Raw genomic sequence first — 14,247 nt, forward strand, 5'->3', positions numbered from 1 at the left:
CGCTCCGCAGACCTCCGGCTCTCACCACAGGACTGACTGACATGTTCCGTACCGCCCTGCGCAATGTGCTCGCGCACAAGGCCCGGCTGCTGATGACCGTGCTCGCGGTCATGCTCGGCGTGGCCTTCGTCTCCGGCACCCTGGTCTTCACCGACACCCTCGGCAACGCCTTCAGCAAACAGTCGGCCAAGAGCTACGACGATGTCGCCGTGGCCGTCGAGGGCCCCAGCAAGAAGGACATGGACCTGGGCATCCCGGCCGCCACCCTGGAGAAGATCGAGGGTGTCGACGGGGTCGCCGAGGCCACCGGCCGTCTCAGCGGCTTCGCCGGCGTCGCCGATCAGAAGGGCAAACTGATCGGCACCGGCTGGGCCAACAAGGGCGGGAACTTCTCCCCCGGCAAGGACGGCCAGGACAGCGCCTACGACTTCACCCAGGGCTCCGGCCCGGTGAAGGACGGCCAGATCGCCCTCGACAAGACCAGCGCCGACAAGGGCGAGTACAAGGTCGGTGACACCGTGCGGGTCGCGACGACCGGCCCGGTGCAGGAGTTCACGCTCGCCGGCGTCTTCACCACCGAGGACGGCGCGGTGAACGCGGGCGGCAGCCTCGTGCTCTTCGACACCGCCGTGGCACAGAAGCTGTACCTGAAGCCCGGCTACTTCCAGGACATCACCGTCACCGCCACCCCGGGCACCTCCGACGCGTCGGTCCTGGCGGCCGTCGAGCCGCTGCTGCCGGCGGGCGCCGAGGCGCAGACCGGCAAGGCGCTGGCCGACCAGGAGGCCAAGGACATCAAGTCCGAGATGAGCAACCTGAACACCATGCTGCTCGCCTTCGCCGGCATCGCCCTCTTCGTGGGCATCTTCCTGATCGCCAACACCTTCACCATGCTGGTCGCCCAGCGCACCCGTGAGCTGGCGCTGATGCGCGCCGTCGGCGCCTCCCGCCGCCAGGTCAAGCGCTCGGTGATCCTGGAGGCCCTGGTCGTCGGCGCACTCGCCTCCCTCGTCGGCTTCGTCGTCGGCCTCGGGCTCGCGGTGGGCCTGCGCTCCCTGGTCAGCTCCATCGGCGCGAAGATCCCCAACGGCCCGCTGATCATCTCGCCGACCGCCGTGCTCGCCGCCCTCGCCGTCGGTGTCCTCGTCACCGTGCTGGCCGCCTGGCTGCCCGCCCGCCGCGCCGCGAAGATCCCGCCGGTCGCCGCGATGAGCAGTGTGCACGCGGTCGCGACGGCCAAGTCCCTGGTCGTACGGAACTCCATCGGCAGCCTCATCACCGCCGGCGGCGCCGGGGCGATCCTCGCCGGTGCGTCGTCGAGTGACGGCGCCAACGGCCGGATGCTGATCGGCGCGGGCGCGTTCCTGGCCCTGATCGGCGTGATCGTACTGATCCCGCTGCTGTCCCGCCCGGTGATCGCGCTCGTGCGGCCGGTGCTGAACGGCGTGTTCGGAGTCTCCGGGAAGCTCGCCGGGCAGAACGCGGTCCGCAACCCGCGCCGCACCGGCGCCACCGCCTCCGCGCTGGCGATCGGCCTCACCCTGGTCACCGGTCTGACGGTGATCGGTGTGACGGTGGGTCAGGCCATCGACAAGATGACGACGGACAACATCCGCGCCGACTACCTGGTCTCCATGGCCAGCGGCCACCCGCTCGACGAGTCCGCGCTCTCCGCGCTCGCGAAGGCGGACGGCGTCCAGGGGCTCTCCCGGCAGCAGGCGGCCTACATCACCGTCAAGGGCGAGGACCGTGCGGTCTCCGCCGTGGACCCCGCGGGCGTGCAGCAGGTCTTCAACCTGGAGACGCTGTCCGGCTCGCTGGACACCCTCTCCGACGGCCAGGTCGCCGTGGCGGAGAAGACGGCGAAGAACCACGGCTGGAAGACCGGCGACGCGGTGCCCGCCGTCTTCGACGGCAACGGCAGGAAGGACACCAAGAACCTCACGGTCGGCGCGATCTACAAGGACAACGAGCTGGTCTCGCCCTATCTGCTCGCCGAGTCCGTGGTCGCCCCCTACCAGCAGAAGGCCGACATCCGTGAGATCTGGGTGAAGATGGACGGCGGGGAGACCAAGGCCAACGAGCAGGCGCTCGTGGACGCCCTCGGCGACAACCCCGGGATGTCCGTCATGGACAAGCAGGACATCCGCAATATGTTCGGCGGAATGATCAACACGATGCTGAACATCATGTACGGCCTGCTGGCGATGGCCCTGATCATCGCGGTCCTCGGGGTCATCAACACCCTGGCGATGTCCGTCTTCGAGCGTCAGCAGGAGATCGGCATGCTGCGGGCGATCGGCCTGGACCGCGGCCGGGTCAAGCGCATGATCCGCCTGGAGGCCGTCGTGATCTCCCTCTTCGGAGCGGTGATCGGCATCGCGCTCGGCTCCTTCCTGGGCTGGGCGATCGGTGAGACCTTCAGGGACTCGATCGCGGGCTACGAACTGGTCGTCCCGTGGGCGCGGATCGGGATCTTCCTGCTGCTGGCCGGAGTGGTGGGTGTGCTGGCCGCGATGTGGCCCGCGCGCAGCGCCGCGCGGCTGAACATGCTGACGGCGATCAAGACCGAATAGCCGCGGCACGACCCCACGGCGGGGCCCCGCGACCGGGAGGTGGTCGCGGGGCCCCAGCGCGTGAGCGGGCCCGCGGCGGGACGTGCCCCACGGGCCCGGCTCCGGAAGACGGAGTTCTCGTACCGGAGCGGGCCGTGGCGCCGGCCCGTGTCACGTACCCCTTCCCCGTACGGACTAGGTCCAGGTGCGGGTGCGCAGGGGCAGGCCGGAGGCTCCCCCGGCGGACGGCTTCACGGCCAGGACCTGGTTGACGCCGATCCGGTTGCGCTCGAAGGAGAGCGCGGACGCGGCCATGTAGAGCCGCCAGACACGGGCGCGCCCCGGTGAGCTGAGGGACACCGCCCGGTGCCAGTCCGCCTCCAGACGGGCGACCCAGCGGCGCAGGGTGAGGGCGTAGTGCTCCCGGATCGACTCGACGTCCCGCACCTCGAAGCCGGCCTCTTCCAGGAGGGAGACGGTACGGCCCAGGGGCGACAGCTCCCCGTCCGGGAACACGTACCGGTCGATGAACGCGTCGACCCGGTAGGACTCCTCGTCCTTCTCCGGACGGCGGGCGATCTGGTGGTTCAGCAGCCGCCCGCCGGGCACCAGCAGGGCGCTGAGCCGGGTGGTGTACTCGTGGTAGCGGACCGAGCCGACGTGCTCGGCCATCCCGATGGAGGAGACGGCGTCGTACGGACCGTCCCTGACGTCCCGGTAGTCCTGGACGCGGATCTCGATCCGGTCGGTGAGCCCGGCCTCCGCGATGCGCTTGCGGGCGTACGCGGCCTGTTCGCGGGAGAGGGTGATGCCGGTGACGTTCACCCCGTACTCGCGGGCCGCGTGCATGGCCATCGAACCCCAGCCGCAGCCGACGTCGAGCAGCCGCTCGCCCTCCTTGAGGCCGAGCTTGCGGCAGACGAGGTCGAGCTTGGCGCGCTGGGCGTCCTCCAGGGTGGTGTCGTCGTCCCCCCAGTAGGCGCACGAGTAGACCATGGACGGCCCGAGGACGAGTTCGTAGAAGTCGTTGCCGACGTCGTAGTGGTGGCTGATGGCCCGGCGGTCGCGGTGCTTGGTGTGCAGGGGGCCCGAGCGGCGGCGGACCTCCTCGACGGGCGGCGGCGGGGGCGGGAGCGTACCGCCGAGCCTGAGCAGTCCGCGGGCGGCGGCGCGCACCGCGGGGTCGCGCAGTGAGCGCAGGGGCCCCGGGTCGTCGTCGCCGCGCTCCCAGACGACTCCGGAGAGCCGGTCGAGCGCCGTGTAGAGGTCTCCTTCGATGTCGACGTCCCCGGCGACCCACGCACGGGCGAGCCCGAGCTCACCCGGCCGCCACAGCAGCCGCCGTACGGCACGCCGGTGCCGTACGACGAGGACGGGCCCGTCCGGCGGGCCCGCCTCCGAGCCGTCCCAGGCCCGGATACGGATCGGGAACGGCGTCCCGAGCAATTCTTCCGCGTGGGCGGTCAGCCGCAGTGCGGCATCGGCCATGGCGCACACCTCCATGAGCTTCCAGCTGGCGGATTCCTGTCTCCTGAGAACAAGCCGACCACTCTGGGTGCTTCCCGGAACGCAACATTCCCGACCGGATTCCCCCAGGAAGCGCCCGCTCGGCGGTGCGATCGGGCTACTCCGGGGGTGTGCGCGAGGTGATGGCCGTACGGACGCCGAAGGGGCCGCCCGCACCACGGATGGCGGGCGGCCCCTTCGGCGGGTGCCGTTGACGACCGGTCAGTCAGGCCCGGTTCAGGACGCCTTGGCCTTCTCGGGCGCCGGAGAGGAGACGGAGCCGACGGCCGCGGGGGTGGGCTTGGCGGCCTCGTAGAACTCCTCGCGCGGAGTCTCCATGGCGCCGAGGGAGACCACCTCGCGCTTGAGGAACATCGCGAGCGTCCAGTCCGCGAAGACGCGGATCTTGCGGTTCCAGGTCGGCATCGCCATGCCGTGGTAGCCACGGTGCATGTACCAGGCCAGCCGGCCGCGGAGCCTGATCTTCATCTTGCCCATGACGATCATCGCGACGCCCTTGTGCAGGCCGAGTCCGGCCACGGCGCCCTTGTTGGCGTGGCTGTACTCCTTCTGCGGGAAGCCCCGCAGGCCTGAGATCACGTTGTCGCCGAGGACCTTCGCCTGGCGCAGCGCGTGCTGGGCGTTCGGCGGGCACCAGGCGTTCTCGACGCCGGCCTTGCGGGCGGCGACGTCCGGGACCTGGGCGTTGTCGCCCGCGGCCCAGATGTAGTCGGTGCCCTGGACCTGGAGCGTGGTGGAGGTGTCCACATGGCCGCGCGGGCCGAGCGGCAGCCCGTAGCGCGCGAGCGCGGGGTTGGGCTTCACACCGGCGGTCCACACGATGGTGTCGGAGTCGACCTCCAGGCCGTTCTTCAGCACCACATGGCCGTCGACGCAGGAGTCCATCGACGTCGACAGATAGATCTCGACGCCCCGGCTCTCCAGGTGCTCCTTGCCGTACTGGCCGAGCTTGGGCCCGACCTCCGGCAGGATCTTGTCGGCCGCGTCGACGAGGATGAACCGCATGTCCTCGCGCTTGACGTTGGTGTAGTACTTGGCCGCGTCGCGCGCCAGGTCCTCCACCTCGCCGATGGTCTCGGCACCGGCGAAGCCACCGCCGACGAAGACGAAGGTCAGCGCCTTGCGGCGGACGTCCTCGTCGTTCGTGGAGTCGGCCTTGTCGAGCTGCTCCAGCACATGGTTGCGCAGGCCGATGGCCTCTTCGATGCCCTTCATGCCGATGCCCTGCTCGGCGAGTCCGGGGATCGGGAAGGTGCGGGAGATCGCTCCCAGCGCGATGACCAGGTAGTCGAACGGCAGCTCGTACGCCTCGCCGACCAGCGGGGAGATCGTGGCGACCTTGCGGTCCTGGTCGATCGTGGTGACCCGTCCGGTGAGCACCTCCGCCTTCGGCAGCACGCGTCGCAACGGGACGACGACGTGCCGGGGGGAGATGCTGCCGGCGGCGGCTTCGGGGAGGAAGGGCTGGTACGTCATGTACGAGCGCGGGTCGACGACCGTAACGGTCGCCTCGCCGTAGCGCATCTTCTTCAGAATGCGCCGTGCCGCGTACAAGCCAACGTACCCACCGCCTACGACGAGGATCCTGGGACGCTCCGTGGTGCTCATGCCATCGAGTATCCACCCCCCTGGTGGGGGGTGCTCGTGAGCCCCTTCACAAGGTGTCCGACCACCTCTGCTACACTGCGCGCCCCGCGTGATCGAGATCATGGAACCGGGGGGAACCACCGCTCCCGGCCGACCGTTGCGCACCCCCTGTGAGCTGCCGCCTTGAGGGGCGTACGGGCCCGAACCACCCGGCGGTTCCACACCCCTGAAACAGGACCGGATCCGCCCGGCACCCACGCTGCCGCATCCGGGGCCACCACAAGGAGAGCCTTTCGGCCTCATACCGCCCTCATCAGGCCCCTTTTCCTTGTGAAGAACTTCACGAAGTTGCTCACAGCCCTCTCATCGCAGGCCGCATATATGCGACTTTCCGGGGGGTGTTCGAGGGTCTCGCGAGGGGCGCGGAGGGCTCCCCCGGGGGCCGTCCGGAGGTCCCCCGGGGATCCGCCGGGGGTCTCGCGGAGCCACCGCGAGGCCCCCCGGGGGGTTTCCCCGCGCCTCCGGAGAGGCGCCCCCGGGGTTCTAGGCGATGGACCAGGCGATTCCGTCGAGGATGTCGTGCTCGCTGACGATCACTTCCGCAGCTCCGACGCGCTCCATGATCGCGAGCAGCACGAGGGCGCCGGAGACGATGACGTCCACCCGTCCCGGGTGCATCACGGGGATCGCGGCGCGCTCCTCGTGCGTGGACGCGGCGAGGCTCCGGGTGATCTTCGCGACCGTGTCACGGCTGATACGGGAGTGGTGGATCGCCTCGGAGTCGTATGCGTCGAGCGCGAGCGCGATCCCGGCGACCGTGGTCACCGAACCGGCCAGCCCCACCAGGGTCCGGGCGCCCCGCAGCGGAACGGTCTCCTCCGCGAGGTCCAGCGCCGCGTCGACGTCGGCGCGGACGGCGGCCAGCTCGGCGGCGGACGGGGGGTCGTGGCGGATGTGCCGCTCGGTCAGCCGTACGCAGCCGATGTCCACGGAACGCGCGGCCTCCACGTGCTCGCGCCCGATGACGAACTCCGTCGAGCCGCCGCCGATGTCCACGACCAGGCGCTCCTCGTGGCCCGGCAGTTCCCCGGTGGCGCCCGTGAACGAGAACTCCGCCTCCTGGTCGCCCGTGATGACCTCGGGCTCGACACCGAGGATGTCGAGCACGCCCCGTACGAAGTCGTCCCTGTTCTCCGCGTCGCGCGAGGCGGAGGTCGCGACGAAGCGGATGCGCTCGGCTCCGTGCGCCTTGATGGCCTCCGCGTAGTCGCGGCACGCGGTGAACGTCCGGTCCAGGGCGTCGGGGGCGAGCCGTCCCGTGCGGTCGACGCCCTGTCCGAGCCGGACGATCGTCATCCGCCGCTCCAGCTCGACGAGGGTCCCGGTGGCGGGGTCCGCGTCGGCGACGAGGAGCCGGATGGAGTTGGTGCCACAGTCGATGGCGGCGACGCGGGTCATGTCTGTGTGCGCTCCTCTGTCTCCGGGCGGGGTTCCCCACCCGTACGTCCCTCTCCTGCCGGGCCTCTGCGCCCGGGTCCCGTCCGTCCTCAAACGCCGGACGGGCTGTTTCTCCCGGCCCACCCCTGCCCCAGGGTTCCGGCCCCTGCCGCCAAGGTCCGTCCTCAAACGCCGGACGGGCTGAAATTGTCACCCCGCCCCCAGATCCTGATGGCCCGGACAGGTCCCTCGCCCCACCCCTGCCCACAAGACTCACGCCCCCGAGCCACAGGTCCGTCCTCAAACGCCGGACGGGCTGGAATAGTCACCCCGTCCCCAAACTCTACGAACCGCAGTGGCTCCCCCGGATGCCTGCCAGAAGGCAACCGGCGGCAGGAAATTCCAGCCTCGCCGGCGATTGAGGCGCGGGGATCGGGGCAGCGCCCCGACAAGCAACCCGCCACCCCGCGGGGCAACCGGACCACCAGGCCCTGAACCGCACCCCGGACAAACCCCGCCCCGCCGGCGATTGAGGCGCGGGGGGCCGGGGCTGCCACCCGGAGGCGCCACCCCGCGGGGCTACGCGGACGGGCAGACGCAGGGGCCCTTTCGCCACCACTCCGGAAGCATCGCGATCGCCTCGTCGCCGAGCGGGTTCACCCCGAGCCCCGCGGCCAGGGAGTGGCCGACCAAGACGTGCAGGCACTTGACCCGGTCCGGCATCCCGCCCGCGCTGGGGAAGCCCTGGAGCACCTCGATCGCGTCCCGCCGCGCGATGTAGTCCTCGTGCGCCGCGCGGTACGCCGCCGCCAGCTCGGGATCGTTCGCGAGGCGTTCGGTCATCTCCTTCATGACCCCGTTCGCCTCCAGCGTCCCGATCGCGGACGCGGCCCGCGGGCAGGTGAGGTAGTACAGGGTCGGGAAGGGCGTGCCGTCCGGCAGCCGCGGCGCCGTCTCGACGACGTCCGGCAGGCCGCACGGGCAGCGGTGCGCGATCGCGCGCAGCCCGCGCGGAGGGCGGCCGAGCTGCTCCTGGAACGCCGCGATGTCCGCGTCGGTCGGCTCGGTGGGTTCGGTGGTGGGTGGAGGGGTTTCCATGCCTGCCTTGGATCTTGTTCTGTCCGGTGTGCCCGGCCGCGCCGGGAGTGCCCCGGCCCGCCGGGAGTGCCCGCCCGCGCCGGTCCTCAGTCGCGGTCCGCGTTGTCGACGCCTTCCCAGACGTTCGAGTACCAGGGCCGGTCGGCCGACCCCTCGTCCGTGCGGCGCTTCTCCGCGACCTCGGGGTCGATCATCGTGTACCCGGTCTCCCCGGGGAGCACGTAGTGCAGATGCTCGCGGGCCAGCCGTCGGATGTACATCTCGTCCTGGAGGCGGGCCTTCTCGTCACGGAGCCGCTCGACGTGCTGTTCCGCCTCGGCCATGCGGTCCCGCTGGTCGGAGATGGCGCCGCGCTGGGACACGTACTGCCGCATCGGGTACGCGAGCGCGACGACCAGGGAGCAGACGACGAGCGCGAGGAACGCCGCACGGCCGGTGAGCCGGGAGCGGCGGGCCTGGCGCCGGGTCTGGGAGCGGTAGACACGGGCGGCGGTCTGCTCGCCGAGCAGCCTCAGCCTGGTCGCGGTGGAGAACCGGTCCCGGTCCTTCCCGGCCATCACTCGCCTCCCGTGCCTTGCGCGCGTACGTCCCCGGACACGGTACGGGACCGGGCCGGGGACGTACGAGCGACTGGCAGGACCGGCGCCGGATCAGCCCTTGAAGCGGGGGAACGCGCTGCGTCCCGCGTAGACCGCCGCGTCGTCGAGGATCTCCTCGATGCGCAGGAGCTGGTTGTACTTGGCGACGCGCTCGGAGCGGGCCGGGGCGCCGGTCTTGATCTGGCCGCAGTTGGTGGCGACGGCGAGGTCGGCGATGGTGACGTCCTCGGTCTCACCGGAGCGGTGGGACATCATGCACTTGAAGCCGCTGCGCTGGGCCAGCTCGACGGCGTCCAGGGTCTCGGTGAGAGAGCCGATCTGGTTGACCTTGACGAGGAGGGCGTTGGCGGCGCCGTCCTCGATACCGCGGGCCAGGCGCTCCGGGTTGGTGACGAACAGGTCGTCACCGACGATCTGGACCTTGGAGCCGAGGCGGTCGGTGAGGACCTTCCAGCCCGCCCAGTCGTCCTCGAACAGCGGATCCTCGATGGAGACCAGCGGGTAGGCGGCGGCCAGTTCCTCGTAGTACTCGGTCATCTCGGCGGCCGAGCGGGACTTGCCCTCGAACTCGTACACGCCATCCTTGTAGAACTCGGACGCGGCGACGTCGAGCGCGAGCGCGATGTCCCGGCCGGGGGCGTAGCCGGCTTCCTTGACGGCTTCGAGGATGAGGTCGAGCGCGGCGCGGTTGGAGTCGAGGTTCGGCGCGAAGCCGCCCTCGTCGCCGAGGCCGGTGGACAGGCCCTTCTGCTTCAGGACCTTCTTGAGGGTGTGGTAGACCTCGGTGCCCCAGCGCAGGGCCTCGGAGAAGGACTCCGCGCCGATCGGCGCGATCATGAACTCCTGGATGTCCACGTTGGAGTCGGCGTGCGAGCCGCCGTTCAGGATGTTCATCATCGGAACGGGCAGCAGGTGCGCGTTCGGGCCGCCGAGGTAGCGGAAGAGCGGCAGGTCGGACGCCTCGGAGGCGGCGTGCGCGACCGCGAGCGAGACGCCGAGGATGGCGTTGGCGCCGAGCGAGGACTTGTCCGGGGTGGCGTCGAGGTCGAACATGGCCTGGTCGATCAGGCGCTGCTCGGTGGCGTCGTAGCCGACGAGCTCCGGGCCGATCTGCTCGATGACGGCGAGGACGGCCTTCTCGACGCCCTTGCCCTGGTAACGGTCCTGGTCACCGTCGCGGAGTTCAAGGGCCTCGAACGCACCGGTGGAGGCGCCGGAGGGCACGGCGGCACGGCCGGTGCTTCCGTCGTCGAGGCCGACCTCGACCTCGACCGTGGGATTGCCTCGGGAGTCCAGGATTTCCCGGGCTACGACGACGTCGATGGACGGCACGAGCATCTCCTTCTGGGATGTGACGCTGGAAGTGCAGGGCCTCATCGGCCTTGCGGCATGAGCCTAACCGGCCGGGGGTCGTGGCCCTGTCGATGCCCGCCCCCTGGGACGAAAAACGGCGTGAAGCGCGTCGCCGGGGGATAAAAGGACAGCCGGACGGGCGATCATTACCCATCGGTAAGGTCCGCTGCGGGGCGCCGGGTCCACTCCGCGGGGCGGACGGCGTGCGGGCGCGGGGCGTCCGGGCCGCCCGGCGGCGGGGGCCGGACGCACGGAAACCCCGGTCCGGCGCGTACGGGGGAAGCGCGCCGGACCGGGGTGCTCCGGGTGCCCCCGGCAGGGGGGCGGATGCCGTGAGGCGGGCGGGTCAGCCCAGGTGGAGCTGCTGGCCCGGGTAGATGACGTCGGCGTCCTTCACGATGTCCTTGTTCAGCTCGAACAGCTTCTCCCAGCCGCCGTCGACGCCCTGGGCCTCGGCGATCTTGCTGAGGGTGTCGCCGGACTTGACCTCGTACTCGCCGTCGCCCTTCTGGAAGCCCCCGGCCTTGGCGGCGGGCTTCGAGGACTCCTGGTGCGCCGGGGCGGGGGCCTTGGAGCGCTCGGAGCGGGTGGTCGGGACCTCGGAGCGCTGCTGGGAGGGCTGCGACTGCTGCTGCCGGGGCTTCGACTGCTGCTGCGAGGAGCCGGAGTCGGAGGAGCCCGTGTACGCGGAGTTGGACAGGCCCACACCACAGCTCGGCCAGGCACCCTTGCCCTGGCCCGCGAGGACCTTCTCGGCGATCTCGATCTGCTGCGACTTGGACGCCTGGTGGGCGTTGGGGGCGTACGCGGTCCCGCCGAACGCGGCCCAGGTGGAGGACGAGAACTGGAGGCCGCCGTAGTAACCGTTGCCGGTGTTGATGGACCAGTTGCCGCCGGACTCGCACTGGGCGACCTTGTCCCACTCGGAGGCGGTCGCGGCGGAGGCGGAGGTGGCGCCGATCAGCGGTGCGGCGACAGCGGCACCGGTGATACCGGCGAAAGCGACGATCTTGGCGGCCTTGGACGGGCGGCGGTGCTTGCCCTTGCTGGAAAACAGCATGGATCGATCTCCTCACCGACGCCTGCGAGGTGAGCTGTCGGGTTCGGGCCAAGTGAGTTGCCCGGCCGCGCGTCCTAGCGCGCGGCTTCACCCCAAGCCGGGTGCCCGTCGTCATCCTCGACGGACGGGGCCGGCACTTACCTTGGGTCCCCCGCTCCTGCCTTCGGCGCTCTGGGCGACGAGTTCTCCCCCCGACCGACGGCAGGATTCGGCGTGACGGTCGACGGTGCCCGCGGTGGCGAGCGGTTCAGACCGTAGACACACCTGTCCCGGATGTTCAAAGAGGCCCATCGGGGAAAAAACGCCCATCCCGCCACGGCCACAACCCGCGTTTCCGCAGGTCGAGTACGGAATGAAACATTCCGACGGGCGGGATGAGCCTGATTCGGCAAAGAGACCCATGTCTCACTTGCGCAGAATCGGACAAAGAGGTGTGAACCAGGGCGGGATTTCGCCGCTGATTCCCGCTATTCCGAGCCCAGTTCAAGGCTCTGACCGGGAAGGATGAGATCCGGATCGGCGCCGACGGTCTCACGGTTCGTCTCGTAGAGGGCGGGCCAGCCGCCCTCCAGCTTCTTCTCCTCGGCGATGGCCCAGAGGTTGTCGCCGGGCTTGACCGTATAAGTGAGGGGCGGCACCTCCGCGGTGCCGGTTCCGCCGGTCTGCTTCTGCGCGTTGGCGCCGGGGCGCGTCGCGGTGTCGCCGCGGGAGGCGCGGTCAGCGTCCGCGTCACGGCTCGCGCCGACGCCGTCCTGTCCGGCGGGCGGCGTGGGAGAGACCGGGTCGGCGGCGGCTGAGCCGGTCGCCGCGGGCGCGGGTTCGCCACCGGGCGTCCCGCCGCCCGTGTCGCCGCCGACGCCCTGGCCTGCGGGGGCGGCCGGGGTCGTCGCCCCGGGTGCGGGTGTCTTCGTTCCCGGCGCCTTCGCCCCGGGCGCCTTCGCTCCCGGCGCCTTCTGCCCGGGAGCCGGGGTCCCGGCGGGGGTGCCGGACGGTTCGGGCGCGGGCCCGGGGTCGACCGCCGCCCCCGTGTCGGTGCCGCCGGGCGCGAGCCCCGCGAGCGTGCCGCAGGACGGCCACGCCTGGGGGCCCTGCGCGGCGAGGACCTTCTCCGCGACGGCTATCTGCTGGGAGCGGCTGGCGAGATCGGGGCGGGCCGCGTACTGCGTACCGCCGTAGTCCTCCCAGGTCTGCTGGGAGAACTGGAGTCCGCCGTAGTAGCCGTTCCCGGTGTTCGCGCTCCACAGGCCCGCGCTCTCGCACTCCGCGACCCGGTCCCACACCGCCCCGTCCGCCGCGGACGCCGAGCCCGCGCCGAGGAGGGGGATCGCGATGGCGGATCCCGTCACCCCCGCGGCGACGACGATGGCGGGGGCCTGGCGGGGACGGCGATGTCGACCATTTCCGGAGAGCATGCAGTTGCCTTTCACGTGACACCCGAGACGGGGGTGAAAGGTAGCGGCACCCGAACGTCTGTCACAAGTCGATGATGCACAGATCACGCTGGAGTCACAGAATTGACATACTGTCAGTTGTATCGGTTCGCGAACTCCACGGGCAGGGTGCGCAGTCCACGCATGATCAGGCCGCCACGCCAGCGCAAATCCGCCGGATCCCCCGCCAGACCGAGGTCGGGCAGCCGCCGCAGCAATGTGGCGATCGCGGTCTGTCCCTCCAGGCGGGCCAGGGGCGCGCCCAGGCAGTAGTGGATGCCGTGCCCGTATCCGAGGTGCTGATTGTCACTCCGGGAGAGGTCGAGCAGATCGGGCCGGGCGAACTTCTCCGGGTCCCGGTCGGCCGCCGCGAGCACGACCAGTACGGGATCGCCCGCGGCGATCTCCCGGCCGCCGATGACGAGCGCCTCCGTGGCGAACCGCCAGGTCGCCATCTCCACAGGCCCGTCGTAGCGCAGCAGCTCCTCCACCCCCGTCTCCAGCAGCCCGGTCTCGCCCGCGTCGAGGGACGCCTGGAGACGGGCCCGCTGTTCCGGGTGACACAGCAGGGCGTAAACCCCGTTGCCGATCAGATTCACGGTCGTCTCAAAACCGGCAAAAAGGAGGATGAAGGCCATGGCGGCGGCCTCGTTCTCCGTCAGATGCTCCCCGTGGTCGCTCGCCCGGATCAGCCCGGAGATCAGATCGTCCCCCGGGGACTCGCGCTTGCGGTGGATCAGCTCCGCCAGATAGCCCCGTATCTTCTTCACCGACCGGGCGACCCCGCCGCGCGGCCCGCCGCTCTGCCCCGGTTTGACGTGCCGCATCATCATTCCCGCCCAGTCCCGGAAGTCGTCCTGGTCCTCGGGCGGGACGCCGAGCAGATCGCAGATCGCGTAGATGGGCAGCGGGAAGGCGAACTCGTGGATGAGGTCGGCGCTCCCCCGCCCGGCGAAACCATCGATGAGCCGGTCCGTCAGCTCCTGGACCCGCGGGGCGAATTCCGCGACCCGGCGGGGCGTGAACGCCTTGGACACCAGCCGCCGCAGCCGGGTGTGGTCCGGCGGGTCGATGTTCAGCAGATGCGTCATCAGCTCCGCCTTGCGCTCCCCCGGGATGCCCGTGCGGCCACGGGCGTGCGCGGGCTCGTCGTGGTGGACCGGGTTCTTCGACAGCCGCTGGTCGGCGAGGGCCTGCCGGGCGTCGGCGTAGCGGGTGACGAGCCATGCCTCCACCCCGCTGGGGAGCGTGGTCCGGTGGACCGGCGCGTGCCGTCTCAGCCAGGCGTAGGCGGGATACGGATCGGTGGCGAACTCCCAGGTGAAGAGTTCGGGGGCGGGACCGGGCGCGGGGGTGCTGCTCACCCTCCGACGTTACCCGGCGGCCGGGGGCTTTTGCGGTTCGGTTCTCCCCTGGACTCCGTCCGGGGGGACTCCCACCGGGGGCCCTTTGGTGGGGGGTGGGGGGCGATGGTGCTGGGCCGGGGGGCCGGGGGACGTGGGCCGGACGGTGACCGACGCGCTGTATTTTTTGTGGTTCCTTCGCCTCCGGGGGCCTTCAGTGTGTGTCGACGGTCGATCGTGCTCGACCGCTCGTTCCTC

Annotated in this window: 10 protein-coding genes and 1 riboswitch; of the genes, 1 reads left to right on the forward strand and 9 read right to left on the reverse strand. The window is 70.8% G+C overall.

What is annotated here, in order from left to right; genetic code table 11:
* Window positions 1–41 precede the first annotated feature (41 nt).
* Complete coding sequence (locus tag ACFYT4_RS03885) at window positions 42–2,576, forward strand: ABC transporter permease (RefSeq protein ID WP_389264958.1); 2,535 nt, start codon at window positions 42–44, stop codon at window positions 2,574–2,576.
* 174 nt (window positions 2,577–2,750) lie between these two features.
* Here ACFYT4_RS03885 and ACFYT4_RS03890 read toward each other — a convergent pair whose 3' ends face one another.
* The 9 genes from ACFYT4_RS03890 to ACFYT4_RS03930 form a co-directional block, all read right to left on the reverse strand.
* On the reverse strand, window positions 2,751–4,043 hold the full coding sequence (locus tag ACFYT4_RS03890; protein ID WP_389264960.1) for a class I SAM-dependent methyltransferase: 1,293 nt from the start codon (window positions 4,041–4,043) through the stop codon (window positions 2,751–2,753).
* Window positions 4,044–4,298: 255 nt separating this feature from the next.
* The gene (locus tag ACFYT4_RS03895) at window positions 4,299–5,690 is read right to left on the reverse strand and encodes an NAD(P)/FAD-dependent oxidoreductase (protein WP_389264962.1); all 1,392 of its coding nucleotides are present in this window, start codon (window positions 5,688–5,690) and stop codon (window positions 4,299–4,301) included.
* A gap of 522 nt (window positions 5,691–6,212) precedes the next feature.
* Entirely contained in the window at window positions 6,213–7,127 is a 915-nt protein-coding gene (locus ACFYT4_RS03900; RefSeq protein WP_389264964.1) for an exopolyphosphatase, read from the reverse strand.
* 558 nt (window positions 7,128–7,685) lie between these two features.
* Complete coding sequence (locus ACFYT4_RS03905; protein ID WP_389264966.1) at window positions 7,686–8,204, reverse strand: DUF501 domain-containing protein; 519 nt, start codon at window positions 8,202–8,204, stop codon at window positions 7,686–7,688.
* Window positions 8,205–8,290: 86 nt separating this feature from the next.
* Window positions 8,291–8,761 carry a septum formation initiator family protein gene (locus ACFYT4_RS03910; protein ID WP_389264968.1) on the reverse strand — a complete coding sequence of 157 codons (471 nt, stop codon included), beginning with the start codon at window positions 8,759–8,761 and terminating at the stop codon, window positions 8,291–8,293.
* A gap of 93 nt (window positions 8,762–8,854) precedes the next feature.
* Entirely contained in the window at window positions 8,855–10,135 is a 1,281-nt protein-coding gene (gene eno / locus ACFYT4_RS03915; protein ID WP_389264970.1) for a phosphopyruvate hydratase, read from the reverse strand.
* 367 nt (window positions 10,136–10,502) lie between these two features.
* Window positions 10,503–11,216, reverse strand: a complete 714-nt coding sequence (locus tag ACFYT4_RS03920) for a transglycosylase family protein (RefSeq protein ID WP_389264972.1) — start codon at window positions 11,214–11,216, stop codon at window positions 10,503–10,505.
* A gap of 4 nt (window positions 11,217–11,220) precedes the next feature.
* A riboswitch (cyclic di-AMP (ydaO/yuaA leader) is annotated at window positions 11,221–11,395 on the reverse strand.
* Between the two features lie 288 nt (window positions 11,396–11,683).
* Window positions 11,684–12,562, reverse strand: coding sequence for a transglycosylase family protein (locus ACFYT4_RS03925; RefSeq protein WP_389264974.1), 879 nt, complete (start codon window positions 12,560–12,562; stop codon window positions 11,684–11,686).
* Between the two features lie 179 nt (window positions 12,563–12,741).
* Complete coding sequence (locus ACFYT4_RS03930; RefSeq protein ID WP_389264975.1) at window positions 12,742–14,010, reverse strand: cytochrome P450; 1,269 nt, start codon at window positions 14,008–14,010, stop codon at window positions 12,742–12,744.
* Window positions 14,011–14,247: the final 237 nt, after the last annotated feature.

The organism is Streptomyces sp. NPDC004609 (genome assembly GCF_042873655.1).
Taxonomy (GTDB): Bacteria; Actinomycetota; Actinomycetes; order Streptomycetales; family Streptomycetaceae; genus Streptomyces.